Source organism: Pseudomonas sp. B22129 (genome assembly GCF_044218875.1).
Classification (GTDB): Bacteria; Pseudomonadota; Gammaproteobacteria; order Pseudomonadales; family Pseudomonadaceae; genus Aquipseudomonas.
Genome location: NZ_CP162592.1, coordinates 3,699,525 through 3,724,139 on the forward strand (window position 1 = coordinate 3,699,525; position 24,615 = coordinate 3,724,139).

A 24,615-nucleotide genomic window follows, 5' to 3' on the forward strand; every position below is an offset into this window, starting at 1 on the left:
CGAGGTGTCTGCATCGCAGGCAAGCCAGCTCCCACACAAGCCAGCTCCCACAAAAAACCGCCCAACGCCCGGCGGGGGGGTATCAATGAGAATGTTTTTTGATTGCACTGCCCTGATATGGAATAGTACCCGCCGTTTTCCCCGGCCTGTCTAGCTGGGGTGTTTTAACGCCGAGGTCCTTGTCATGCGAATGCTGCGCTCCATCCCCACCCTGGCCGCCTGCCTCCTGGCGTTCTCTTCAAGCGTGTTGAGCGCTGCTCCCATCGACCTCAACGACGGCCAGCACGCCGTGCATCTGCCGGACGCGCCCAAGCGTGTGGTAGTGCTGGAGTTCTCCTTTCTCGACAGCCTGGCGGCCGTTGATGTGACACCGGTGGGCGCCGCCGACGATGGCGACGCCAACCGCGTCCTGCCTCGCGTGCGCCAGGCCATCGGCCAGTGGAAGTCTGTCGGTTTGCGCTCGCAGCCGAGCATCGAGGAAATCGCCCGGCTCAAACCGGACTTGATCGTGGCTGACCTCAACCGCCATCAGGCGTTGTACAGCGACCTGGCGAGCATCGCGCCAACGCTGTTGCTGCCCTCGCGCGGTGAGGACTATGAGGGCAGCCTCAAATCCGCCGAGCTGATCGGCAAGGCCCTGGGCAAGAGCCCGCAGATGCAAGCGCGCATTGTGCAGAACCGTGACCACCTGAAAGCCATCGCACAGCAGATCCCCGCCGGTGCCAGTGTGCTGTTCGGCGTGGCGCGCGAAGACAGCTTTTCCGTGCACGGCCCTGACTCCTACGCCGGCAGCGTGCTGCAAGCCATCGGCCTGAAAGTGCCGTCGGTGCGCGCCAAGGCCGCGCCCACCGAGTTCGTCAGCCTGGAGCAACTGCTGGCGCTGGACCCGGGTTGGTTGCTGGTGGGGCATTACCGTCGCCCAAGCATCGTCGACACCTGGAGCAAGCAGCCGCTGTGGCAAGTGCTCGGTGCGGTGCGTAATCATCACGTCGCCGAAGTCGATGGCGACAGCTGGGCGCGCAACCGTGGCGTACTCGCCTCCGAGCAAATTGCCGAAGATGCCCTGGCAATCCTTAAGGGCGGCAAAGCCGTACTGAGTCAATAAGCATGCAACGCAGCGTTGCCGCCGTCGGCATTGTACTGCTGGGCGCCTTGTTGTTCTGGTTCTCGTTGTACAGTTGGTCACCGTTCACCATTACTTCCACGGATGTCTGGAACGGTCTGGTTCATCAGGGCAGCGTGGGCGGCAATATGGCCTATATCGTCGCTCAGTTGCGGGTGCCGCGCGCGGTCTGCGCCGCGCTGGTGGGCGCCTGCCTGGGCCTGGCCGGCGCGCTGATGCAGGGCATCACGCGTAACCGCCTGGCGTCGCCTTCGTTGTTCGGCGTCACGGCGGGGGCGGCGTTGGGGCTGGCGCTGTTTTCGACCGGCCTGGTTGCGCCGCCCTTTGCCGGCGGGGCCTTGTTGATGACGTGTGTGGGCGGCGCGCTAGCCTGGATTACGGTGTTCAGCCTCGGTGGCGCGTGGTCGCCGACCACGGCGCAGGGGCGTCTGGTGTTGGCCGGTGTGGCTGTCGCTGCATTGTGCGCAGCCCTGACCCGGCTCACCGTGATTCTGGTCGAGGCCCAGGCGCAAAGCGTATTGAACTGGCTGGCCGGCTCGCTGGCCAACGTTGGCGCCGCGCAAGTCCAGTTGCTCTGGCCCTGCACCCTGATCGGCGGCCTGTGGGCCCTGTGGTGTGCGCCGCGCCTGAACCTGATCAACCTGGGCGAAGACGCCGCACGCTCCCTCGGCGTGGGCATTGCCAGCCTGCGCCTGCAGGTGTTTGTCGCCAGCCTTCTGCTGGTGGGCGCCAGCGTTTGCGCGGTCGGCCCCATCGGTTTTGTCGGGTTGATCGCGCCGAACATCATTCGCCAGTTTCTCGGCAACGACTACCGCTGGCTGATCCCGCTGAGTGCGGCGCTGGGCGCGGTGATCGTGCTGGGTGCCGACTTGCTCAGCCGTGCCGTCGCCTTTCCGGTGGAGACGCCGGCCGGTGTGGTCACCGCACTGATCGGCGCACCGTTCTTTCTCTTTCTTGCCAGGCGCACCCTATGATCCGGCCACGCGTGCGCCTCTGGCTGCTGCTGGGCCTGTTAGTGGCGGCGACCTTTGTCAGCCTCAGCGCGGGCACCCTGTGGCTCACACCGACCACCGTGCTGGAGCGCTTGCTGGCCCACGATGCCCTCGACTTTGAAGTGTGGAACCACCGCCTGCCGCGCAGCCTGATCGCGATCCTCGCGGGGTGTGCTTTTGGCCTGGCCGGGGCGATTGTGCAGGGCGTGATCCGCAACCCGCTGGCCTCGCCGGAAATTCTTGGCGTGACCCAGGGCGCCGGGCTGGCGCTGACGGTCGCGATCATTGGCTGGCCACAGATGCCCATCGCCTGGCTGCCGTTGGTGGCTTGCCTGGGCGGTGCCGGCGGCGCCTTGCTGCTGGCGCTGTACAACACTGGCGTGAGTTTTTCCGGGGTGCGGTTTGCGCTGTCCGGGGTGGCGATTGCGGTGACCTTGTCCAGCGTCACCGAGTTTTTGATCCTGTCCCATCCGCTGGACATCAACACCGCGTTGCTCGCCCTCACCGGCAGTTTGTGGAGCCGCAACTGGCACCACGTCGTGCTGGTGTTGCCGTTTCTGGCGCTGATCCCGCTGGGCCTGTGCCTGGCCAAGCCGCTGAACCTGATCGCACTCGGCGACGAAGCGGCCCACAGCCTGGGCACTGCGCTGAACCGCACGCGCTGGCGGGCGATGGCCTGCGCGGTGCTGCTCACCAGCCTGGGAGTGGGCGTGATCGGGCCGATCGGGTTTATCGGCCTCGTCGCGCCGCATATGGCGCGGCGACTGGTCGGCGGGCATCACCAATATTTGCTGCCTGCGGCAATGCTGATCGGCGCGCTGTTGCTGGTGCTGGCCGACACGCTTGGGCGCACACTGATCGCGCCCAGCGAAATCCCGGCAGGGATCCTGACGGCGGTGATTGGCGCGCCGTATTTTCTTTGGTTGCTGGCACGGTTCAAGGGCTGATGACATGAGCATTCTCCAGGCACATCAACTGGATATCGGCTACGGCGCCACGCGCATCGTGCAAAGCCTTACGTTTGCACCACCGGCAGGGAAGGTCACCGCGTTGATCGGCCCGAACGGTTGCGGCAAGTCCACGTTGCTCAAGGCTTTCGCACGCATTCTCAAGCCCACCCGGGGCGAGCTGACACTGGATGGCCAAGCCTATGCCAGCCTGTCCGCGCGGCGGTTGGCGCAGCAGATTGCGTTTTTGCCCCAAGTGTTGCCGGTGCCGGAAGGCGTCAGCGTGCGCCAGTTGGTTGCCTATGGCCGCAGCCCGCATAACTCGCTGTGGGGGCGCCTCAGTGGCAGTGATCAAACCCATGTGACGCAGGCCATGCAACGGTTGGAGCTGGACAACTTGGCCGACCGCGCCCTGGCGGATTTATCCGGTGGCCAGCGCCAACGCGCCTGGCTGGCCATGGTGTTGGCGCAGAATGCACCGATCGTTTTACTGGATGAGCCGACCACTTACCTCGATATCAGCCATCAGGTTGAGCTGATGGACTTGATGGGCGAGTTGGCCGCTGAAGGCAAGACTGTGATCACCGTGCTGCACGACATCAACCAGGCCTGCCGATATGCCGACCATCTGGCGGTGATGCACGCCGGCAAGCTGGTGGCCGACGGCACACCCACAGCGGTGATCAGCGCCGAGTTGATGCGCCAGGTGTTTGAAGTGCAAGTGCAGATCATGAGCGAACCGGTGTCCGGCACGCCGATGTGCCTCGTTGAAAAAAGCATCCGCCTTCACGCCTGACACCGTTCAAAATGTGGGAGCTCAGTCGGCTGCTACGGCTTTCTTCACATCGATGGCTTTGGGCAACAAGTGGTTCTGATAGAACAGATCCGCCGTCACCTGCTGCGCCTGAATAATCCCCTCATCAATCGGCAATATCGGCGAAGGCGGGCGGTTATCCATATAACGCGCGATGACGTCCGCAGGCAGGCCCATGAAACGCGTCAACACCTGCACACTCTCTTCACGCTGACTGCGCGTGAGGGCTTCGGCAGCACTCAGTTCTCCCAGCAAGTCACGAACAAACGCGCCATTGGCCCGGGCATACTCCCGCCGCGCGGTGTACACCGGCCCGGATAAGCCCAGCCCTTCACCATTAGCCAACACATGGCTCGGGCTCTGGCTCAGCGCGAGTGACGTATAGGGTTCCCAGATCGCCCAGGCATCCACACTGCCTTGTTCGAACGCCGCGCGCGCATCGGCCGGCGGCAGGTACACCGGCTGGATATCCTTGTAGCTCAACCCGGCTTTATTCAACGCCCGCAGGATCAGGTTGTGGGAGCTGGAACCCTTTTGAAACGCCACCTTCTTGCCCTTCAAATCAGCCACTGAATGCAACGGGCTGTCGTCTCGCACAAGGATGGTTTCGGCCGTCGGCTTGGGCGGTTCGGCGCCGATGTAAACCAGGTCGGCACCGGCGGCTTGAGCAAAAAGAGGCGGGATGTCGCCGGTGGAACCCACATCCAGCGCGCCCACATTCAGGGCTTCGAGCATCTGCGGGCCGGCGGGGAATTCGATCCATTTTACTTCGGTGTGTGGGAAGCGTTTTTCCAGCAGTCCATGTTCTTTGGCGAGGACCAGGGCAATCGAGCCTTTTTGATAGCCGATACGCAGGGCCTCGGGGTCGGCCGCCATCGCGGTATTCGCCACGGCGAGCAGGGCAAACATCAGTGCCGAAATGTTCATGCCGGCACCTGCGTGAAGCGATTTGCAGGGCGGGCCAAGCCGAGGTTTTCCCGCAACGTCGTTCCGGCGTATTCCGTGCGAAACAACCCACGCCGTTGCAGCTCGGGCACCACCCACTGGGCAAAGTCCTCAAGCCCGCCCGGCAGATGCGGCACCAGAATATTGAAGCCATCGGCCGCGCCCTGTTCAAACCAGCGTTGCAGTTCATCCGCGATCTGCATAGGCGTGCCGATCACGCTGTAATGCCCGCGGCCACCGGCAATGCGCCGGCCCAATTGCGCCAATGTCAGGTGCTCGCGGTGGGCCAGTTCACTGAGCAATTGCTGACGGCTGCGCTGCCCGCTGTCGGTCAGCGGCAACTCCGGCAGCGGCCCGTCCAACGGGTAGCCGGACAGGTCGAAATTACCCAGCATGCGCCCCAGCAACGCCACACCCACCTCGGGCTCAACCAGGTCCTGAAACGCCTCGAATTTGGCCTGCGCCTCGGCCTCGGTCTGCCCTGTGACGACAAACACGCCCGGCATGATTTTCAGCGAATCCACCTCACGCCCGTATTGCCCCAGGCGCCCTTTGACGTCTGCATAAAACGCCTGCGAGTTGGCCAGAGACGTCTGCGCGGTAAACACCACCTCGGCGGTTTGCGCCGCCAGCTCACGCCCTGCCTCTGAAGAACCGGCCTGCACGATCACCGGTTGGCCCTGGGGCGAGCGTGCCACATTCAGCGGGCCCTTGACCCGAAAGTGCTCGCCGACGTGGTCCAGCACATGCACCTTCGCCGGGTCGTAATAGCGCCCGCTAGCCTTGTCGCGCACAAAGGCGTCGTCGTCCCAACTGTCCCACAGCCCGGTCACCACCTGATGAAACTCGCGCGCGCGGCTGTAGCGTTCGCCATGGCCGAGGTGTTCATCGCGCCCGAAATTCTGCGCCTCGGCGGCGTTGTCCGACGTCACCAGGTTCCAGCCCGCGCGCCCGCCGGACAGGTGATCCAGTGAGGCGAATTTACGCGCCACAGTGTAGGGCTCGTTGTAGCTGGTGGTCGCCGTGGCGATCAGGCCGATGTGCTCCGTCACGGCACTCAGCGCCGAGAGCAGCGTCAGCGGTTCGAAGTGGTCCGAGCGCGCCATACGGCTGGCGATCTCGCCGGTGGCTGCTGCGAGGCTGTCGGCCACAAACAGCGCATCAAACTTCGCCGCTTCCGCTACCCGCGCCAAATGTTTGTATTGGGCGAAATCCAGCCCGGCCTCTGCCGGCACACCCGGATGGCGCCAGGCGGCGACGTGGTGCCCGGTGGCCATCAGGAAGGCACCGAGTTTCAGTTGACGGCTCATGCTCAGAAATCCTTGCGCAGTTGCACGCCGAAGTAACGTTCATCGTCACGGGGCACGGCGCGGTAGATGTAATTACCGCCGCTGGCCAGCAGCGGGGAGTAAGACTTGTCGGCGAGGTTCTTGGCCAAAAAGGCGACGCGCCAGCCATTGCTGTAGTCGGCCAGGGCCACGCTGGCGTTCCAGATGCCATAAGCGCCTTGTTTGGTGTCGAGGTTCTGGCTGATGTCGTACTGCACTTCGCTCTGCCAGCTGTAGTCGGTGCCCAGTTCGATATCCAGGCCGTTATCCAGCGGGATCGTGTAGTCGGCGCGCACGTAGCTTTTCCAGTCCGGGCTGAATGGCAGCGGCTTGCCATTCACGTTGCAGGTTGCCGCCGCGCCCGCCGGGCAGGCGAATTCATCGATGCGCGCACGGGTGTAGGCCAGGGCGCCGGAGAGCTTGAGCTGCTGAGTCGCCTGCAAGGCGTAATCCAGCTCGACGCCTTCGGTGCTGACGCTGCCGGCGTTGATCAACCGCGTCACGACTTGCCCGGCGACGGTGTCGAAAAAGTTCGCCTGGTAGTTGTCGTAATCGCTGTGGAACACGGCGAGGTTGGTGGTCAGGCGGTTGTTCCAGCCTGTCGCTTTGATGCCGGCTTCCCAGGTGTTGGAGGTTTCCGGCTTGAGCGCGTCGGTGTCGCGCGGCTGCATGTTGAAGAACACGTTGTAGGCCGGGCCCTTGTAGCCGCGCGAATAGGTCAGGTAGCTGGTGATGTTGTCGGTGATGTCGTACTGCACGCCGAGCCGGCCAGACCAACCGTCTTCATCCACCGAGCCCGAGCTGGCGGTGGCGGGTTGTATTCCGCTGACCGTGGTGGCTGAGGTGGAGACGCGGCGGTGATCGTATTTGAGGTCATCATGGGTGTAGCGCAAGCCGGCGATGCCGCGAAAGCGCGAAGTGAAATTCAGCGTGGTTTCGCCGAATACCGCGTAGCTGTCGCTGGTGGTGCTGTAGTCGGCGATGCCACGGTCGGTGCGTGTGGTGGTCGTGAGTGTGCGCTGGTAGGTCTCTTTGTCTTTGCCGTGCATGTAGAACAGCCCGCCAACGTACTCCAGGAATTCACCCTTGGGCGAAGCCAGGCGCAGTTCCTGGGAGTATTGGTCGAAGGCCAGGTCGCCCTTGTCGGCGGTGCCCGGGAAGGCGGCGGTCACGTTGCCGAGGCGGTCGCCGTCCTGGTACTGGGTGTTGTCCCAGCCGCGCCAGGCGGTGATCGAGGTCAGGGTGTAGTCGCCGAGGTTCCAGTCCAGTTGGGCGGACAGCCCTTTATTGGTGTCATCGACATGGGTGCGGGTATCGGTGTTGATGTTGCGGTTATCGCTGGAGGCGCGCACCGGGTTCAGCGCATTGGCAAACGCCGGAGTCAGCGACTTGCTCACCACGCCATTCGGGCCGTCATCGTGGGCCTGCATGTAGTCGGCGATCAGGGTCAGTTTCACGTCGTCGTTTGGCGTGAACTCCAGCTTGCCGCGAATGCCCTTGTGGTTGTAGCCGTTGACCTCCTGACCGTTGAGCTTATTGTCGACATTGCCGTCGTAGCTGCCGAACAGTGTGCTGATCGAACCCTTGAGCACGCCCGGCACCAGGGTGCCGCCGAGGCCGAAACGGGTGCGGCTTTCATTACCGCTGTAGTACGACTGGTCGATATAGCCGTGGGTCTCGGCGGTGGGCGCTTTGCTGGTGATGTTCAGCACACCGGCCGAGGCGTTCTTGCCGAACAGCGTGCCTTGGGGCCCGCGCAGCACTTCGACGCGCTCCAGGTCCAGCAGGTCGAGGGTCGCCTGGCCCGGGCGGGCGTAGACCACGCCGTCGATCACCGTGGCCACCGTCGGCTCGACGCCGGGGGAGGTGGAAATAGTGCCCACGCCACGCACGAACAGCGAGGTGTCCTTGTTCGAGGCGCCGGTGCGGAAGTTCAGCGACGGCACCTGTTGCACGATGCTCGCCACACCGTTGCGGTTGTCGCGCTCCAGCTGTTCGCCATCCAGCACCGAAACGGCCACCGGGACTTTCTGCAGCGATTCTTCGCGGCGGGTGGCAGTGACTGTCACCGGTTTAAGGGTGGGTTCCTGTTCGTCGGCGGCAGATGCACCGCCGGCGGGGAGGGCCGTCAAGCTTGCCAAAATCAGAAAAGTGCCGCGTTGCAGTGTATGCATGCTGTGTCCGCTCGAAAGGAATGCCCTGAACCGCTGCGGTTCTTGCGACCGTCAGCGCCTGTGTAACTGTCGTTGGCATTCGCTCGAGCGAGTAGCAGACAAAGCGCTTTGTTAGCGCTAACATCGGCATTATTGGTAGGTCTGGTTTAGAGCGTCAAATACTAAAAAATTAGCCCTATATTCTTTTTGGTTTTTAACAGGATTCTCTCTTGAGCGAAGACAAACCGCGCAAACGCCGTGGCGCCGGGCGCGTCACCTTGAGTACCGTGGCTCGCGAAGCCGGCGTGTCGGCGATCACCGTGTCGCGTTATTTCAACCAGCCGGAGCAGGTGTCGCCTGAACGCCGCGAGCGCATTGCGGCGGTGGTGGCGCAACTGGGCTATGTGCCGAATCTGGTCGCTGGCGGGCTGGCCTCGGCACGGGGCCGGATTGTGGCGATGGTGATTCCGAACATCTCGGGGCCGATCTTTGCCAACACCATTCAGGGCTTTAGCGACACCCTCAGCCGCCACGGTTATCAGCTGTTGCTGGCGTCGAGTTACTTCAGCGCCGAGCAGGAAGAAAGTGCGGTGCGCGCGTTTCTCGGCTGGTCGCCTGCTGCGTTGGTGCTGACCAGTCGCTTCCACAGCGCGGTCACCGAAAAAATGATCGCCGAGGCGGATATCCCGGTGGTGGAAACCTGGGACTACGTACCCGAACGCGAACCCTTGCAGATCGGTTTTTCTCACTACGACGTCGGCGTCAGCGCCGCGCGTTACCTGCACGGCAAAGGTTATCGGCGCATCGCGTTTGTGCAGAACAGCGCGCCGGGCGACTTCAGTGCATTGGAGCGGCGCGACGGTTACGCCGCCACGGTCACCGAGCTGGGTTTGCAGCCGTGGGTCTTCGCCCCGGATGCCGACCGTGCGCCTTTCGACGCCGGCAAGCAGGCCATGGAAACGCTGATGAGCCACGCCAGCCCGCCCGACGCGATCTTCTTCGCCAATGACAACCTCGCCGCCGGCGGCTTGCTCGCCGGGCAGCGTGCCGGGCTGAAGATTCCGCAAGACTGCGCCGTGCTTGGTTTTGGCGATTACCCGTTTGCCGAGATGTTGTTGCCGAGCCTCAGTACGATCAAACCGCCCGCGCTGGAAATTGGGGTACTGGCCGCCACGCGCGTGCTTGAAAGTTTGGGGGTTTTACCTGTCGAAGATGAAGTTCAACGCTTGAATCTTTTGGGCTGCCATTTGATCAAGCGCGAGAGCGCCTGAGCAACTAACGAAGTGGCTAATTGCAATTAGCCAATCCGCATATAGGTCGCAAGGGCCTTGCAGTAAGGGCTGTACCGGAAATCCGGGACAGCCTCACTCTATTCATTTCAGTTTGTTTCCCCATCTCAGGAACTAGATTTAGAACTTCAAGTCGATTAACCCTGCTAACGCGCTCTTCGTGCGTGGCGAACTAATGGCACTTCTCGGTAGTTTCAAATAGCCATACTTTCTCGCAACTAGACTTTAACTTTATGTCGTCAGCCCTTATCGATGCCTGCCATTTGCAGATACCGCACACGGATCAAGTGTGCGCGTGGCTGATGCAGCACGCCGGGTTGAAAACCATTGACCTGGAACGTGCCCGACGGCTGTCCACCGACGCGAGTGACCTGCTGGGCCTGCTCACTCGGCTGGGGTTGGTGTCTGAAGCCGAGTTGGCCCGCGCCTGGGCCGGTTTGCTCGGCGTACCGTTGTTGCTGGCCGAGGCCGCGCCGCCGTTGCTCGACCCCTTGCCCGCGTTGACCGAGCGCTTCATGCGCCATTACCAGGTGGTGCCCATGGGCTGGGCCCAGGGCGGTGTGCGCGTGCTCGCCGCCAACCCGGCGCAGCTGTATCCATTCCAGGCCCTGGCCTACGCGTGCCAGGCCCCGGTGTGGTTGGCCATCGGCCCACGCACTGAAGTCGAGACGCTGATCGAGCGCTACTACGGCCAGGGCCGTTCCGCCATGGGCACGCTGATCGAAAACCTCGACGAGCAGGGCGGGGCGCTGGAGGATATCGAACACCTCAAGGACATGGCCTCCGAAGCGCCGGTGATCCGCCTGGTCAACCTCATCCTGCAACGCGCCGTGGAACAACGCGCCTCGGACATTCATATCGAACCCTTCGAAAACCAGCTCAAGGTGCGCTACCGCATCGACGGCGTGCTGCACGACGCCGAGGCGCCACCGGCCAGTTCCTCGGCGGCGGTGGTCTCGCGGGTGAAGATCATGGCGCGGCTGGACATTGCCGAACGCAGGCTGCCCCAGGACGGACGCATCATGCTGCGCATCCAGGGCAAGGAACTGGATTTGCGCGTGTCCAGCGTGCCCACCAGCTTTGGCGAGTCGGTGGTGATGCGCCTGCTGGACCGGCAAACCCTGAGGTTCGATTTCCAGAGCCTGGGCTTCGACGGCCAGCGCCTGGCAAGCTTCCTCGATCTGCTGGAGTGCCCCCACGGCATCCTGCTGGTCACCGGGCCCACCGGCTCCGGTAAAACCACCACGCTGTACACCGCGCTGTCACGGCTCAACACCGCCGAACGCAAAATCATCACCGTGGAAGACCCGGTGGAATACCAGCTCGAAGGCATCAACCAAATTCAGGTCAAGCCCGCCATTGGCCTGGACTTTGCCGGTGCGCTGCGCTCCATCGTGCGCCAGGACCCGGACGTGATCATGATTGGTGAAATCCGCGACCTGGAAACCTGCCGCATCGCCATCCAGTCCTCCCTTACCGGGCATCTGGTGCTGTCGACCCTGCACACCAACAGCGCCGCCGCGAGTATCACGCGCCTGCTGGACATGGGCGTGGAGAGCTACCTGATTGCCTCCACGGTCAGCGGCATTCTTGCGCAGCGGCTGGTGCGGCGCCTGGATCCGGCCACACGCGTGGCCTTTGAAGCGCCGCCGCAATTGATCGCCGAGCACGGGCTGGATCGCTTGACCGGGCAGCGCCCGATTCTGCTCTACAGAGGCGCTTACCACGGCCGCAGCGCCATCACGGAACTGCTGGTGATGAACGATGAACTGCGCAACCTGTTGATGCGCCACGCCGACGCCGCGACCCTTGAACACGCCGCGCGCCGCGCCGGTTTGCGCACCCTGTACGAGGAGGGTTTGCGCCAGGCGCTGGCGGGCATTACCTCACTGGAAGAAGTGCTGCGTGTGACCCGGGGGGAGGGCGCGTGAGCCTGTTCAAGTTCCGCGCGCTGGACGCCGAGGGCGCTGCGCATAACGGCACGCTGGAGGCCGCCGACAGAGCGGCCGCCGTTGCCACGCTGCACAAGCGCGGTCTGCTGTTGTTGCAGATCGAAGCGGCGGGCAGCCCCTTGCTGCGACGCGCACGCGGGCCATTGAAGGGCGCGGCGCTGGTCAGTTTCACTCAACAACTGGCGACCTTGTTGGGTGCCGGCCAGCCACTTGAGCGTTGCCTTGGCGTATTGCTCAGGCAACCCGGGCAACCCCGGGTGCGCGCGCTGATCGAACGCATCCGTGATCAGGTCAAAGCAGGCAAACCGTTATCTGCCGCGCTGGCGCAAGAGGGCGGCACGTTCTCCCCGCTGTACCTGAGCATGGTGCGTGCCGGGGAGGCGGGTGGCGCGTTGGACAGCACCTTAAGCCAGCTCGGCGACTATCTGGAACGCAGCCAGTTGCTGCGCGGCGAGGTGGTCAACGCGCTGATCTATCCGGCGTTCCTGCTGGTCGGCGTATTGGGTTCACTGGCGTTGTTGCTGGCGTACGTGGTGCCGCAGTTCGTGCCGATATTCCAGGATCTGGGCGTGCCGATTCCGCTCATCACCGAGGCGGTTCTCGCGCTCGGGCAATTTCTCGGCGGCTACGGCCTGGCGCTGTTGGCCGCTCTGATTGCGCTCGCAGGTCTGGTTGTTGCCCGCCTGCGCGACCCGCAGCGCCGGGAAAAATACCACCGCCACCTGCTCGGCATTCGCGTGTTCGGCCCGTTGTTGCAGCGCGTCGAAGCGGCGCGGCTGACGCGCACCCTTGGCACCTTGCTCAGCAACGGCGTGGCGCTGTTGCCGGCGCTGGTGATCGCCCGGCAAGTCTGCAGCAATTGCGCGTTGCAGGCGCAAGTCGAGAGAGCGGCAGAGGCGGTAAAAGGCGGCGCCACCCTGGCAGGTGCGTTCGGCGCCCATCCGCTGCTGCCGGAGCTGGCGTTGCAAATGATTGAAGTCGGCGAGCAGGCCGGTGCACTGGACAGCCTGTTGCTCAAGGTCGCCGACGTGTTCGACATTGAAGCCAAACGCGGCATCGACCGCTTGCTCGCGGCACTGGTGCCCTCACTGACCGTGGTCATGGCGGTGCTGGTGGCGGTGATCATGCTCGCGATCATGCTGCCGCTGATGAGCCTGACCAGCACGATATGAAGGAGAAAGCCCGATGAAAACCCTGCGCCGCCAAGGCGGTTTTACCTTGCTGGAAATGCTCGCCGTGATTGTGCTGCTGGGGATTGTCGCGACCATTGTGGTGCGCCAGGTCGGCGGCAATGTGGACAAGGGCAAGTACGGCGCGGGCAAGGCCCAACTGGCCGGTCTGAGCATGAAAATCGACAGCTACGCCCTCGACGTCGGCTCACCGCCCGGCAACCTGCAACAACTGCTCGACAAGCCCGGCAATGCGTCAGGCTGGACGGGGCCGTACGCCAAACCGTCGGACCTCAAGGACCCCTTCGGCCACGCTTTTGGCTATCGCTTTCCAGGCCAGCACGGTGCTTTCGACCTGATCTTCTACGGCCAGGACGGCCAGCCCGGCGGTGAAGGCTACAACGCCGACCTGGGCAATTGGGAATAACCAGGCCATGCCCCAGCGCGGCTTCACCCTCATGGAAATGCTGGTGGTCATCCTGTTGATCGGCTTCGCTGCGGGGGTGTTGGGGCTGGGCGTGCGCCAGGGGTTGCAGGTGGGGCAAGAGCGTCGGGTGGTCGGCGCGATGGTTGACGCGCTGCGCGCCACGCGCGCGGGTGCCGTCATCGGTGGCAAGGCGGCGCGCACCGAGTTTGATCTGCAAGGGCGGACGTTTCAGGCGCCGGGGCGTGCGCGCCAGCACTGGCCGCAGGCACTTAAGGTCACTGTAGAAACGGCTGAAGAGCAGGGCGCCGCGGTGACGTTCTATCCCGATGGCAGCTCCACGGGCGGCAATCTGCGGGTGGCCAACGGCAACCGGAGTTGGCGCATCGATATCGGCTGGCTCACCGGCAGCGTGCAATCCAGGGCGTTGCCATGAGGCGCCAGGCCGGTTTCACTTTGCTCGAAATGCTCGCCGCCCTGGCGTTGATGGCGCTGGGCTCTACGGTGCTGTTGGTTGCATTCGGGCAGAGTGCGCGTTCGCTGGCGCAAGTCGCCCACAGCGACCGCCTGACCCACGCCGCGCTGAGCGTGCTGGATCAGGAAGCGAGTGGCCCGCTGACGGAAGGCATCAGCCAGGGCGAACTCGATGGCATCCATTGGCAACTGACGTGCACCTCTGAGCCGCCGCGCCTGTTTCGTCTCGACCTGATCGTCAGCGAAGGCCCGTATCAAGCCCGGTTCAGCACCTTGAAGGCCCGCCTGTGAAGCGCTCTCAGCAGGGTTTCACCTTGCTGGAGATGCTCGTGGTGTTGAGTTTGCTCAGCGTATTGCTGGTGCTCGTCAGTGGCGCCTTGCTGGGGGCCAACCGCGCGGTGGCCAAGGCCCAGCGCTACACCGCCAGCCTGGATCAAATGCGCGCGGCCCAGCAGTTCTTGCGCACCTCGATCAGCGAGGCGTTGCCGTTGTACGTCGGGCATGCCGAGGGCTTTTTCATTGGCACGGCCGAGCGCCTGACGTTTGTGACGACCTCTCCCGGCGTGCTCGGCGGCGGGATTCAGCAGGTCAGCGTGCAGCGAGCCGGGCAGGATCTACAGGTCGGGTTTGCCGGCCTTGAACCCCAAGTGCTGTTGAGCAATATCGACGGTGTGCACTTCAGTTATCGCGGCCAGTCGCCGCTGGGCCAGGCCACCGGCTGGCTGGATGAATGGCCGTGGCCCAAGCGTTTGCCCGGCGCGGTGCGTATCGCGGCGAACGTCAACGGGCCGGTGCCGTGGGTCACCCAGGTGATTGCCCTGCGCCTGAATCTGGCCAGCGCGGGCACAGCAGAATGAGGCGTCAACGCGGTGCCGCGCTGTTGCTGGTGCTGTGGGTATTGGCCTTGCTCAGTGTGTTGCTGGGCGGGCTGGCCGGTTGGGTGCAACTGCAAAGTCGCCAGGCACTGTGGCTGCGCCAGCATGCCCAAACGGTATTGGCCGCCGAGGCGGGTATCGCGATGGTCATGGCTGGGCAACGCTGGGTTGCCGATGGCCGCGAAATACCCCTGAGCTTCGACGACGCTCAAATACACGTCAGCCTGCGCAGCGAGCGCGGCAAGTTGTATGTGGTTAACGCCGAGGCGGATGACTTCAGCCGCCTGGCCCTGGCCTGCGGTGCCACCCGGGCCCTGGCCGCGCAATTGGCAGAGGCTCTCGATGCACGGCGCAATCAGGGCCTGGCGCCGTTTCGGGTGCTGGAAGAAGTGCGTCAGTTGCCCGGTATGACCCAGGCGCTGTACAGCCGATTGCTGCCGGAAATCACTTTGTGGAGCGACCTGGATCGCCCCGATCCGGCCTTCGCCAGCCCGCTGATGCGCCAGGCGTTGAACCTGCCGCACCCCCACGCCGAGGGTAGCGACCCCGGTGAAATGCTGGAAATCGACAGCCGCGCCGAGCGCCCCGGTGGCTACCAGGCGCGGTTGCACGTCACGGTTTTATCAAGCCCCCAGGAGGACGGCGCGCAACCCTACCGGGTGCTGCGTTGGCACAAATGAATCGACTGGAACCCATCGCCCGGTATTGGCGCGGCAGCCTGCTGCAACAGGGCTGGCGCCTGTGGCTCGCAGAGTTGCGTGCCTGTGTGCCGAGTTGGCTGGCATTGCAGGAGCCGCCGGAGCACATCCATCATTGGCCTTTGAAAGCGCCGGTTGTGCCGGATACTGCACGCCAAGTGTTGATGCTTGCCCCGCACACGGTACTGCTGCAAACCGTGCAACTGCCCCTGGCCGCAGCGCGCAACCTCAGTACCGTCGTCGGTTATGAGCTGGACCGTTTCACACCCTTCGACGCCGAGCAGTTGTATTTTGTCGCACACCTGCAACAGCGCACGGCGGCCCATCTTGAGGTGACGCTGGTGGCGATCCTGCGTGAACACCTGGACCGGATCCTCGCCGACTGCGCCGCCCTTGGCCTGCACCCGTATCGTGTGGATGCCGCAGGCCTGGGTATCGACTTGCTCCCCGCCCCCCTGCGGCCGCGCAAACAGCCGCGTGGCAAAGGCCTGCAACGCAGCCTGCCCTGGCTGTGCGGCGCACTGCTGATCGCCGCGATGCTGTTGTGGCTCAATGACCGCCAGCGTGTGGTCGACGCCATGCGCGCCAGCGTCGAGCGGCAACAAATCCAGGTCGCCGAAGTACACGCCTTGCGCCAGCAATTGCTCAACACCCGTGGCGCGGCGCAGTACCTCACCCGGCACAAGCTCGCCCAGCCACCGTTGGCCGCGCTGCTCAATGACCTCACCACTTGCCTGCCTGCCGATACCTGGCTCGACCAGTTGGACGTCAAGGACGGTGAAGTCTCCCTCTCCGGGCAAAGTGCCAAAGCCAGCGGCCTGATCACCCGTCTCAAAGGTTGCCGGCGCCTGGAAAACGCTCAGTTCGAAGGGGTGATTCAACCCGATGCACACACCGGCAAAGACAGGTTTGCCTTGCGTGCCCACTTGCGCCAGGAGGCCGCCTATGTGCCGACCCCTTACACCCCGTGAACGTCGCGGCGCGGCGTTGCTGCTGCTGGCGGTGGTCGCAGGCACCGCGTATTGGCTGTTGATCGACAGCTGGTTTGCCGGGCCCTTGCGCACCATGGGCGAGCAGGCCGAGCAATTGCGCGAGCAGCAGCAACGCTATGCCGGCGTGTTGCGCCAGGGTGAGACGCTGCGCCGCCAGCTTGCGCAAGCGCAGCAAGACCCGGCCAGCAGCACCAGCCTGTTGCCCGGCGATGACCCCGACGTGGTCGCCGCCGACCTGATGCAACGCCTCGCCGATTTGGTCAGCAGCCACGCCAGCCTCGGTGGCGGTTGCAGCCTGACCCAGCGCAAACCCATCACCCCGGAACAGGACAGCGGCGAGCCGTATCGTCAGGTGCAGGTCAGCCTGACGCTCAACTGTGCCATCGAGCCTTTGGAGGCGTTGCTGCATGAACTGGAGTATCAGCCGCCGTTTCTGTTCGTCGATGAACTGCGCATCCGCCGCAGTCGAGAAGCGCCGGCGATGGGCGGTGCCGGGAAACTGCAGGTGCAGTTGTTGGTACGCGGCTACCTGCAACCCGAGGTGGCGCGATGAGGGGTGTATTGCGTCCGTTGGAGTGGGGCTTGCTCGGTTTGTCGGGTTTGCTCGGTGTGTTGATGGCGGTCATCCTCAGCAGCATTGGCGACGAACCCCAATGGCTGCCCGAACCGGACGCCCATACCCAGGCTTCGGCCCGCGTGCAGGTTGCACCGAATGTCCCGCTGGAAAACCTCGCCGCCACCTGGCAGGCACCGCTGTTCAGCCCGGACCGCAGCCCCGACCGCGAGGTGGGTAATGCCCGCGTCTCGAGCCTGGCCAACCTGACGCTCAGCGGCATCATGATCACCGGCAACCTGCAAATGGCCCTGCTCAAACAGGCCAACGGCCCGGCATTGACCGTCCGCCTCGGCCAGACCCTGCCCAACGGCTGGCGCCTGGAACACCTCACCCCGCAATCCGCCCGATTCGCCCTGGATGGCCGCACCCAAACCCTGAATCTCTACGCCAAGCGTTTGCCACCGCCATCCTCCCGCCCACCCGTGACTCTGCCCCGCGAGCCTCTCCCTTGATCGACCTGCGCACCTCCCTGTTTTGCCTGGCCACTGCCGTCTCTTTGGGGGGCTGTGGTTCCATCCCTGACCGCCTTGATGCGGACGACGATCTGCTCCACGAAGCCCTGCAAGGCACAGGCTCGCAGCGCCCGCCGACCGAAGCGCCTGCGCCCGACAACCCCCAGCCCCAAGCCCACGTTGCGCCGCAACGCCAGTTGATCCGTGGCAACCAACAGTTTGTGCGCCCGCCAGCGGCGACCGCGTTGGCGAAAGAGGAGGGGGGCGACATCGTGTTCAACTTTGCCGACCAGCCGATCGAGGCGGTGATCAACAGCGTGATGGGCGACCTGCTGCACGAAAACTACAGCATCGCCCAGGGCGTGAAAGGCAACGTGAGCTTTTCCACCTCCAGGCCGGTGGATAAACAACAGGCGCTGTCGATCCTCGAAACCCTGTTGTCCTGGACCGACAACGCGATGATCCGCCAGGGCCAGCGCTATGTGATCCTGCCCGCAGACCAAGCCGTGGCGGGCAAGCTGGTGCCGCAGATGAACGCGGCCGCGCCCTCCAGCGGGCTTTCGGCGCGGCTGTTCCCGTTGCGTTTTATCTCCGCCACCGAGATGCAAAAACTGCTCAAGCCGTTCGCTCGGGAGAATGCGTTTTTGCTGGTCGACCCGGCGCGTAACGTCTTGAGCCTGGCGGGCACACCGGATGAGCTGGCCAACTATCAGGACACCATCGACACCTTCGATGTGGATTGGCTCAAGGGCATGTCGGTGGGCGTGTTTGGCCTGCAACGCGCGTCGGTGGCCGAGCTGATGCCTGAGTTGCAAGCGATGTTCGGCACGGACAGCGGCAGCCCCTTGGCGGGCATGCTGCGGTTTTTACCGATCGAACGGACTAATTCGGTGGTGGCGATTTCTTCGCAACCACAGTACCTCAGCGAAGTGGGCGACTGGATTCGCACCATCGACGAAGGCGGCGGCAACGAACCGCAGATGTACGTTTACGACGTGCGCAATATGAAGGCGGCGGACCTTGCCAAGTATCTGCGGCAGATCTACGGCATAGGCGCGATCAAGGACGACCCGCCGGCGAAAGTCGCGCCGGGGCTGCGCACGGCGACCCTGTCCTCGCCCAACAACAGTGTGCAGAACCCTGCGCCTGTTGCTGACGAGCCGGAGCCGGAAAGCACCGAGATGGCGCCAAGCGCCAGCCTCGAAGCGGGCACCCGTATTACTGCGCAGAAAAGCAGCAACCAACTGCTGGTGCGTACCCGGCCGGCCCAGTGGAAAGAGATCGAGGCCGCGATCAAACGCCTCGACAATCCGCCGCTGCAAGTACAGATCGAGACGCGCATTCTTGAGGTCAAGCTCAGTGGTGAACTGGACCTTGGGGTGCAGTGGTACCTGGGGCGTCTGGCGGGTAACTCCACCAGCACCACGGTGGCTAACGCCTCCGGCAGCCAGGGTGCACTGGGCGGTGGCGGGGCAGGGTTGGGGGCCACGGATGCGCTGTTTTATTCGTTTGTCAGTTCCAACCTGCAAGTGGCGTTGCATGCATTGGAAAAGAACGGGCGCACCCAGGTGTTGTCGGCGCCGTCGCTGGTGGTGATGAACAATCAGCCGGCGCAGATTCAGGTGGGGGACAACATTCCGATCAGCCAGACCACGGTCAATACCGGGACCTCGGATACCACATTGAGCAGCGTTGAGTATGTGCAGACCGGGGTGATTCTGGATGTGGTGCCGCGCATCAATCCGGGGGGGCTGGTGTATATGGATATTCAGCAGCAGGTCAGTGATGCGGAGCGTCAAAGTGGTGATGCTGATACGCCGGTGAATCCGCGTATCTCGACGCGTTCGGTGTCGACGCAGGTGGCGGTGCAGAGTGGGCAGACGGTGTTGCTTGGGGGGTTGATCAAGCAGGACAACGCTGAGGGGGTTAGTTCGGTGCCGTATTTGGGGAAGATTCCGGGGTTGCGGTGGTTGTTTGGGAGTACCAGCAAGTCCAGGGAACGGACGGAGTTGATTGTGTTGATCACGCCGCGGGTGGTGACCAGCAGCGGGCAGGCGCGGCAGGTGACGGATGATTATCGGGAGCAGATGCGGCTTTTGAGGGCCCCGGGGGAGTGAGTGGGGTGGGGTACATATCCGTTATTTGAGTGAAGGCTGAAAGTGGTTCCGCCCTTACGGCGGGTCACTTTGAAAAGCGCAAAGTAACCAAACGCTCTTGCCCCAACACTCGGCACCTCGCTCACGCTCGGTGTGCCCGTAATCCGACAGCGTGTTTTAACGGGGCGCCCAGGATCAAGAGCAAAAGCACGGCCGCCTGACAGCCGGCCTGAGTGGTGTAGATCAAAAGCGCGGTCCAGCTCCCACAGAAAAGCAAAGCCGAGCGCGATCAAAAAATGTGGGAGCGGGCTTGCTCGCGAAAGCGGTGGTTCAGTCAACATATTTGTAATTGCGAGACCGCATTCGCGAGCAAGCCCGCTCCCACATTTGGATCTTCATTTGTCTGGGAGATCGCAACCTGCCCTGGCAAAAACAGCGCTTTTGATCCAACCACTCAGGCCGGCTGTCAGGCCGCCGTGCTCTTGCTTTTGATCTTGATCTCAGGCGCCCCGTTAAACACGCTGGCCGAACGCAGGCTTGAATCCGTGGGCAACCCGGCAGGACGCCGGGTTAGCCGCGATGGGCCAGGGATGGCCCATGGCGGCGGCCCACGGATTCAAGCCTGCGTTCGGGCATGCCGAGCCTAGGCGAGGCACCGAGTGCAGGGGCAAGAGCCCTTTGGTTACTTTGGGGCTCTTTTCCAAAGTGACCCGCCGTAAGGGCGGAACCATAAGCAGCCATCACCCAAATACCGGATATGCCCCCCTGACAATCTCAAAAAAGACATTACACATATGAATAACATAATCAAAAAATAATGAATTCCAAGAATATTAGCTTATGCCCAAATAGCATTATATTTTTAAAAACCATTCCGTTATGTTTGATCGCAACAGCCTACCCCTGACCTCGGATGGTACCCAGCGTGATTCAGATTCTGCGCGCCATAACCGGGTAAAGACCCTGCGGCAGAATCGTTGGAAGGGAGTTCAACGTATGTTGCCAATTCAAACCCCGCACTCGCTCCACACCTAGTTCCAGACCGCCGATACCGCTGAAAAAACCGAGCACCGCGCCCGCCCGCGCGACGGCCCGACTTCGCGATCTGGAAAGTTTGGAGTGGTTATGAAGCAAGTCTTGCAACCCACCGCTGCCCTGGCGCTGGCCCTGTTGGCCAACACCGCCCAGGCCCAGGACGACAGCACCCTGTCCACCGTAGTGGTCACCGGTAACCGTGGCGCTGAACAGCGCACTGTCACCAGTAGCCCGGTGCCGATTGATGTGGTCAGCGCCAAGCAACTGCAAAGCACTGGCAAGCCCGGACTGATGGAAGCCCTGAGCGCCGTCATCCCCTCGCTGACCCTGCCGGAAAAAACCGGTTGGGACGCCAGCGGCATCGCCCGGGCACCCAACTTGCGCGGCCTGAGTGCGGCCGAAGTGCTGGTACTGGTCAACGGCAAGCGCCGCCACACCAGCGCCACCCTGAACATCAATGGCATCAACACCGGCGCGGCGCCGGCTGACCTGGATTTGATTCCGATCAGCGCCATCGACCACGTCGAAGTCCTGCGCGACGGCGCCGCCGCCCAATATGGTTCCGATGCGATTGCCGGGGTGATCAACGTGATCCTCAAGGCCGACACCCGCGGCACGTCGGTGACCAACGTCGGCCAGGGCTACGACGGCAAGAAGCAGACCGTGCAGCAAAGCCTCAACAAAGGTTTCGAAGTCGGCAACGGCGGCATCGTGCAATTGGCCCTGGATGCCCGCAGCCAGAACGATGACAACAAGGCCAGCGCCAACGGCTACAGCTATGCACAGGCCTTTGATCAGGCAGGCCGTGCGACCTATGGCGGCTACGGCACACCCAAAACCAACCTGCTGACCCTGGGCTACAACGCCGAGCTGCCGGTCGATGACCGCTTGAGCCTGTACTCCTTCACCACCTATTCACGGCGCAAGGCCGAGCAGGGGCAGAATTTCCGCCTGCCGACCATCACCAACACCATCACCACCGGGCCAAACGGTTACCCGGCCGGTTACACGCCGACCTGGTACATCGACGAGGACGATTTCCAGGCCGCGTTCGGTGGCAAAGGCACCGTCGGCGAGTGGGACTGGGACCTGTCCACCACCTACGGGCGCAACGAGGCGGAGCAGGGCACCACCCACAACCAGAACCCGTCTTTGGGCGAATACACGCCAAACAGCTTCACCTCCGGCACCTGGATTTCCACCGAACTGACCACCAACCTCGACTTCAAGCGCGGCTTCGACATCGGCCTGCAAAAGCCGCTGGACCTGAGCTACGGCTTCGAGCATCGGCGTGACACCTATGAGGTGCAGGCCGGTGATTACGCGTCCTATGCCAACGGCGGCTACTGCGTGGCGCCAGGCAATTGCGCGTCGTCCGGGGCCCAGGTCACCAACGGCATTTCGCCGGACGAAGAAAGCAGCGCCTCGCGCAACAGCCTCGCCAGTTATGTCGATGTGGGCTTCAACCCGCTGCCGGATTGGTATGTGGGCAGCGCGTTTCGCTATGAGCATTACAACGAAGGCGTGGGCGCCACCCGCAGCGGCAAGCTGACCACCCGCTACGACTTCACCCCGCAATTCGCCGTGCGCGCCACCGTCAGCAATGGCTTTCGTGCGCCGTCGTTGGCCAACAGCCTGTTCAGTGCGCGCTCCACCACCTATGGCGTGGTGGACGGGGTCTATCAGTCGATCAACTACGGCGTGCTGCCGGTGAGTTCGGCGGCGGCCAAGGCCCTTGGCGCGCAGGATTTGAAACCCGAGCGCTCGACCAACTTCAGCCTCGGCTTCACCCTCACGCCTACCGACCGCCTGAACTTCACGGCCGATGCCTACGTGATCAACCTGCGCGACCGCATCACGCTGACCGGCACCTTGCTCGGCCCTGAAATCACCCAGGTGTTGCAGAACAGCGGCATCAACTCCACCTCCGGCGGCCAGTACTTTCTCAACGGTGCTGACACCCGCACCAAAGGCGTGGACCTGGTCAGCAACTACACCCAGGACCTCGGCCGGTTCGGCTCGCTGAAGTGGACGGCCGCGTTCAACTGGAACCAGACCAAAATCCTCAGTTACAAGGACTCAACCACCATCCTGGGCACCTCGTACGAGCTGATGGACCGTCAGGCCCGAGGCTTGATCACCGATGTGCAACCCAAGACCAAGCTGATCCTGGGCGGCGACTGGAGCATCGACCGTTTCAACCTCAACCTGGCCCTGACGCGCTACGGCGCTTACAAAGAGGTCAACGTCTCCGCCGACCGCAGCCTGGACCGTATCTACAGCGCCAAATGGATCACCGACCTCGACCTTGGCTACAACCTCACCAAAGACCTCAACATCGCCATCGGCGCCAAGAACCTGTTCGACCAGTACCCCAAGAAACAAGGCGTGCCGAGCAGCACCATGGTTGCCAGCTACGGCACTTATTCGCCCTACGGTTTTACCGGCGGGTACTACTACACCCGCTTGACCTATGCCTTCTAAGGCGGAGGAATAACACATGCCCATTGTCGCCAAGTCCTATGACCTGATCGAAAACGTCAGCCCGGTCCGCCAGGCCCGCGTTTCAACGCCGATCAAAGCCCTGCAAGTGGTGCCCGCGCGGCATCCGTGGCGCTGGGCCGGGTCGATTTTTGCCGCGCTGGTACTGCTGGCCATCGCCCATTCACTGGCCACCAACCCGCGTTGGGAGTGGGGCGTGTTTGGCCAGTGGTTTTTCTCGCCTTCGGTACTGCGCGGCCTCGGCCAGACGCTGCTGCTGACGCTGCTCAGCACGGTGTTCAGCGCCATTCTCGGCACCGGGCTGGCACTGGCGCGGTTATCGGGTTCACCGCTGCTGTCGGCATTGGCCTGGGGCTATATCTGGTTTTTCCGTTCGATGCCGGCGCTGCTGGTGCTGATCATCCTCTACAACTTTGCCTACCTGTATGACCACATCGTGCTCGGCGTGCCGTTCACCTCGGTGGTGTTCGCCGAATGGTCCACAGTGGATGTGCTCAGCCAGTTCACCGTGGCCGTGTTGGGCCTGAGCCTGATGCAGGCGGCCTATGCGGCGGAGATCATTCGCGGCGGTCTGATCGGTGTGGACGCCGGCCAGCACGAAGCTGCGGCGGCGCTGGGTTTGCCGGCGTCACGGCGAATCTTCCGCATCATCCTGCCCCAGGCATTACGCTCGATTCTGCCTTCGGGTTTCAACGAAATCATTGGCCTGGTCAAGGGCACGTCCATCGTCTACGTGCTGGCCTTGCCCGAGCTGTTCTACACCGTGCAGGTCATCTACAACCGTACCCAGGCGGTGATCCCGCTGCTGATCGTTGCAACGGTCTGGTACCTGATCATCACCAGCGTGCTGACCAGTGCCCAGTACTACGTCGAGCGCCATTTCGCCCGGGGCACCGCGCGCGTGCTGCCACCGACGCCACTGCAACGCGTGCGCCGCTGGCTCAAGGAGAAATCCCATGAGTGAAGCTCGCGCCGGCCGTATCCAGATCCAGGGCGTGGGCAAGCGCTTTGGCAACCAGCAGGTGTTGAAAGACATCGACCTGACCATCGCGCCGGGTGAGGTCACGGTGATTCTCGGGCCTTCCGGCTCGGGTAAATCCACCTTGCTGCGCACCATCAACCACCTGGAGAAAATCGACAGCGGCCACATCACCATCGACGGTGAATACGTCGGCTACCGGCGCAAGGGCGACCTGCTCTACGAGCTCAAGGAGCGCGAGATTCTCAAGCGCCGTATCGACGTGGGTTTTGTGTTCCAGAACTTCAACCTGTTCCCGCACCTCACCGCCTGGGAAAACATTGCCGAAGCGCCGCTGGCCCACAAACGCTGGAGCAAGGCCCAGGCACAAGGCAAAGCGGCTGAACTGCTGGCCAAGGTCGGCCTGGCGGACAAGGTCGATGCTTACCCGCGCCAACTCTCCGGTGGCCAGCAACAGCGCGTCGCCATTGCCCGCGCGTTGGCGCTGGACCCCAAAGTGCTGCTGTTCGATGAACCCACCTCGGCCCTTGACCCGGAACTGGTGGGCGAAGTCCTCGACGTGATCAAGGGCCTGACCCAACTGGGCGTGACCCTGGTGATCGTCACCCACGAGATCGGTTTTGCCCGCGAAGTGGCCGACCACGTGGTGTTTCTCTGCGACGGCCAACTGATCGAAGAAGGCCCGCCCGAACAGATTTTCCGCCAACCCCGACATCCCCGCACCGTGGCCTTTCTCGGCAAGGTGCTTTAGTTCAAGGAG

General features: G+C 63.2%; 22 protein-coding genes. 19 read left to right on the forward strand and 3 right to left on the reverse strand.

Annotated elements, in window-relative coordinates:
* Window positions 1-190 precede the first annotated feature (190 nt).
* Genes AB4P94_RS17165 through fecE form a run of 4 tightly spaced genes read left to right on the forward strand, consistent with a single transcriptional unit; the run spans window position 191 to window position 3,858 of the window.
* Window positions 191-1,105, forward strand: coding sequence for a Fe(3+) dicitrate ABC transporter substrate-binding protein FecB (locus AB4P94_RS17165; RefSeq protein ID WP_395611350.1), 915 nt, complete (start codon window positions 191-193; stop codon window positions 1,103-1,105).
* 2 nt (window positions 1,106-1,107) lie between these two features.
* Entirely contained in the window at window positions 1,108-2,097 is a 990-nt protein-coding gene (gene fecC / locus AB4P94_RS17170; protein ID WP_395606565.1) for an iron-dicitrate ABC transporter permease FecC, read from the forward strand.
* On the forward strand, window positions 2,094-3,062 hold the full coding sequence (locus AB4P94_RS17175; RefSeq protein ID WP_395606566.1) for an iron chelate uptake ABC transporter family permease subunit: 969 nt from the start codon (window positions 2,094-2,096) through the stop codon (window positions 3,060-3,062). Before fecC ends, AB4P94_RS17175 begins: the two co-directional genes overlap by 4 nt.
* A 4-nt stretch (window positions 3,063-3,066) precedes the next feature.
* The gene (fecE, locus tag AB4P94_RS17180; protein ID WP_395606567.1) at window positions 3,067-3,858 is read left to right on the forward strand and encodes a Fe(3+) dicitrate ABC transporter ATP-binding protein FecE; all 792 of its coding nucleotides are present in this window, start codon (window positions 3,067-3,069) and stop codon (window positions 3,856-3,858) included.
* 21 nt (window positions 3,859-3,879) lie between these two features.
* On the opposite strand, the gene AB4P94_RS17185 is transcribed toward fecE, so the two are convergent.
* The 3 genes from AB4P94_RS17185 to AB4P94_RS17195 are packed head-to-tail and all read right to left on the reverse strand — an operon-like array spanning window position 3,880 to window position 8,323.
* Window positions 3,880-4,803, reverse strand: coding sequence for a sulfonate ABC transporter substrate-binding protein (locus AB4P94_RS17185; protein WP_395606568.1), 924 nt, complete (start codon window positions 4,801-4,803; stop codon window positions 3,880-3,882).
* A complete protein-coding gene (locus AB4P94_RS17190) occupies window positions 4,800-6,131 on the reverse strand; it encodes an LLM class flavin-dependent oxidoreductase (protein ID WP_395606569.1) in 1,332 nt (443 codons plus the stop codon). The genes AB4P94_RS17185 and AB4P94_RS17190 overlap by 4 nt, the downstream gene beginning before the upstream one ends.
* A gap of 2 nt (window positions 6,132-6,133) precedes the next feature.
* Window positions 6,134-8,323 carry a TonB-dependent receptor gene (locus tag AB4P94_RS17195; protein WP_395606570.1) on the reverse strand — a complete coding sequence of 730 codons (2,190 nt, stop codon included), beginning with the start codon at window positions 8,321-8,323 and terminating at the stop codon, window positions 6,134-6,136.
* A gap of 209 nt (window positions 8,324-8,532) precedes the next feature.
* Between AB4P94_RS17195 and AB4P94_RS17200 the strand changes: the two genes are divergently transcribed.
* The 15 genes from AB4P94_RS17200 (at window position 8,533) to AB4P94_RS17270 (ending at window position 24,606) form a co-directional block, all read left to right on the forward strand.
* Window positions 8,533-9,573, forward strand: a complete 1,041-nt coding sequence (locus tag AB4P94_RS17200) for a LacI family DNA-binding transcriptional regulator (RefSeq protein WP_395606571.1) — start codon at window positions 8,533-8,535, stop codon at window positions 9,571-9,573.
* 251 nt (window positions 9,574-9,824) lie between these two features.
* Window positions 9,825-11,522 (forward strand): type II secretion system ATPase GspE, encoded by a 1,698-nt coding sequence (gene gspE / locus AB4P94_RS17205; protein WP_395606572.1) that lies wholly within the window; start codon window positions 9,825-9,827, stop codon window positions 11,520-11,522.
* Window positions 11,519-12,715 carry a type II secretion system inner membrane protein GspF gene (gspF, locus tag AB4P94_RS17210; RefSeq protein WP_395606573.1) on the forward strand — a complete coding sequence of 399 codons (1,197 nt, stop codon included), beginning with the start codon at window positions 11,519-11,521 and terminating at the stop codon, window positions 12,713-12,715. The genes gspE and gspF overlap by 4 nt, the downstream gene beginning before the upstream one ends.
* 13 nt (window positions 12,716-12,728) lie before the next feature.
* Complete coding sequence (gene gspG, locus AB4P94_RS17215) at window positions 12,729-13,139, forward strand: type II secretion system major pseudopilin GspG (RefSeq protein ID WP_395606574.1); 411 nt, start codon at window positions 12,729-12,731, stop codon at window positions 13,137-13,139.
* 7 nt (window positions 13,140-13,146) lie between these two features.
* Window positions 13,147-13,572 (forward strand): Tfp pilus assembly protein FimT/FimU, encoded by a 426-nt coding sequence (locus AB4P94_RS17220; protein ID WP_395611351.1) that lies wholly within the window; start codon window positions 13,147-13,149, stop codon window positions 13,570-13,572.
* Entirely contained in the window at window positions 13,569-13,901 is a 333-nt protein-coding gene (locus tag AB4P94_RS17225) for a prepilin-type N-terminal cleavage/methylation domain-containing protein (protein WP_395606575.1), read from the forward strand. The genes AB4P94_RS17220 and AB4P94_RS17225 overlap by 4 nt, the downstream gene beginning before the upstream one ends.
* Window positions 13,898-14,467 carry a prepilin-type N-terminal cleavage/methylation domain-containing protein gene (locus AB4P94_RS17230; protein ID WP_395606576.1) on the forward strand — a complete coding sequence of 190 codons (570 nt, stop codon included), beginning with the start codon at window positions 13,898-13,900 and terminating at the stop codon, window positions 14,465-14,467. The genes AB4P94_RS17225 and AB4P94_RS17230 overlap by 4 nt, the downstream gene beginning before the upstream one ends.
* Window positions 14,464-15,165: a type II secretion system minor pseudopilin GspK gene (locus tag AB4P94_RS17235; RefSeq protein ID WP_395606577.1), complete on the forward strand. Its 702-nt coding sequence runs from the start codon at window positions 14,464-14,466 to the stop codon at window positions 15,163-15,165. Before AB4P94_RS17230 ends, AB4P94_RS17235 begins: the two co-directional genes overlap by 4 nt.
* Window positions 15,162-16,154, forward strand: coding sequence for a type II secretion system protein GspL (locus AB4P94_RS17240; protein ID WP_395606578.1), 993 nt, complete (start codon window positions 15,162-15,164; stop codon window positions 16,152-16,154). Before AB4P94_RS17235 ends, AB4P94_RS17240 begins: the two co-directional genes overlap by 4 nt.
* Complete coding sequence (gene gspM / locus AB4P94_RS17245; RefSeq protein ID WP_395606579.1) at window positions 16,129-16,728, forward strand: type II secretion system protein GspM; 600 nt, start codon at window positions 16,129-16,131, stop codon at window positions 16,726-16,728. Before AB4P94_RS17240 ends, gspM begins: the two co-directional genes overlap by 26 nt.
* Entirely contained in the window at window positions 16,725-17,243 is a 519-nt protein-coding gene (locus AB4P94_RS17250; RefSeq protein WP_395606580.1) for a hypothetical protein, read from the forward strand. Before gspM ends, AB4P94_RS17250 begins: the two co-directional genes overlap by 4 nt.
* A gap of 5 nt (window positions 17,244-17,248) precedes the next feature.
* Window positions 17,249-19,360, forward strand: a complete 2,112-nt coding sequence (gene gspD / locus AB4P94_RS17255) for a type II secretion system secretin GspD (protein WP_395611352.1) — start codon at window positions 17,249-17,251, stop codon at window positions 19,358-19,360.
* Window positions 19,361-20,464: 1,104 nt separating this feature from the next.
* Window positions 20,465-22,858 carry a TonB-dependent receptor plug domain-containing protein gene (locus AB4P94_RS17260; RefSeq protein ID WP_395606581.1) on the forward strand — a complete coding sequence of 798 codons (2,394 nt, stop codon included), beginning with the start codon at window positions 20,465-20,467 and terminating at the stop codon, window positions 22,856-22,858.
* Window positions 22,859-22,874: 16 nt separating this feature from the next.
* On the forward strand, window positions 22,875-23,840 hold the full coding sequence (locus AB4P94_RS17265) for an amino acid ABC transporter permease (RefSeq protein WP_395606582.1): 966 nt from the start codon (window positions 22,875-22,877) through the stop codon (window positions 23,838-23,840).
* Window positions 23,833-24,606 carry an amino acid ABC transporter ATP-binding protein gene (locus tag AB4P94_RS17270; RefSeq protein WP_395606583.1) on the forward strand — a complete coding sequence of 258 codons (774 nt, stop codon included), beginning with the start codon at window positions 23,833-23,835 and terminating at the stop codon, window positions 24,604-24,606. The genes AB4P94_RS17265 and AB4P94_RS17270 overlap by 8 nt, the downstream gene beginning before the upstream one ends.
* The last annotated feature ends 9 nt before the right edge of the window (window positions 24,607-24,615 follow it).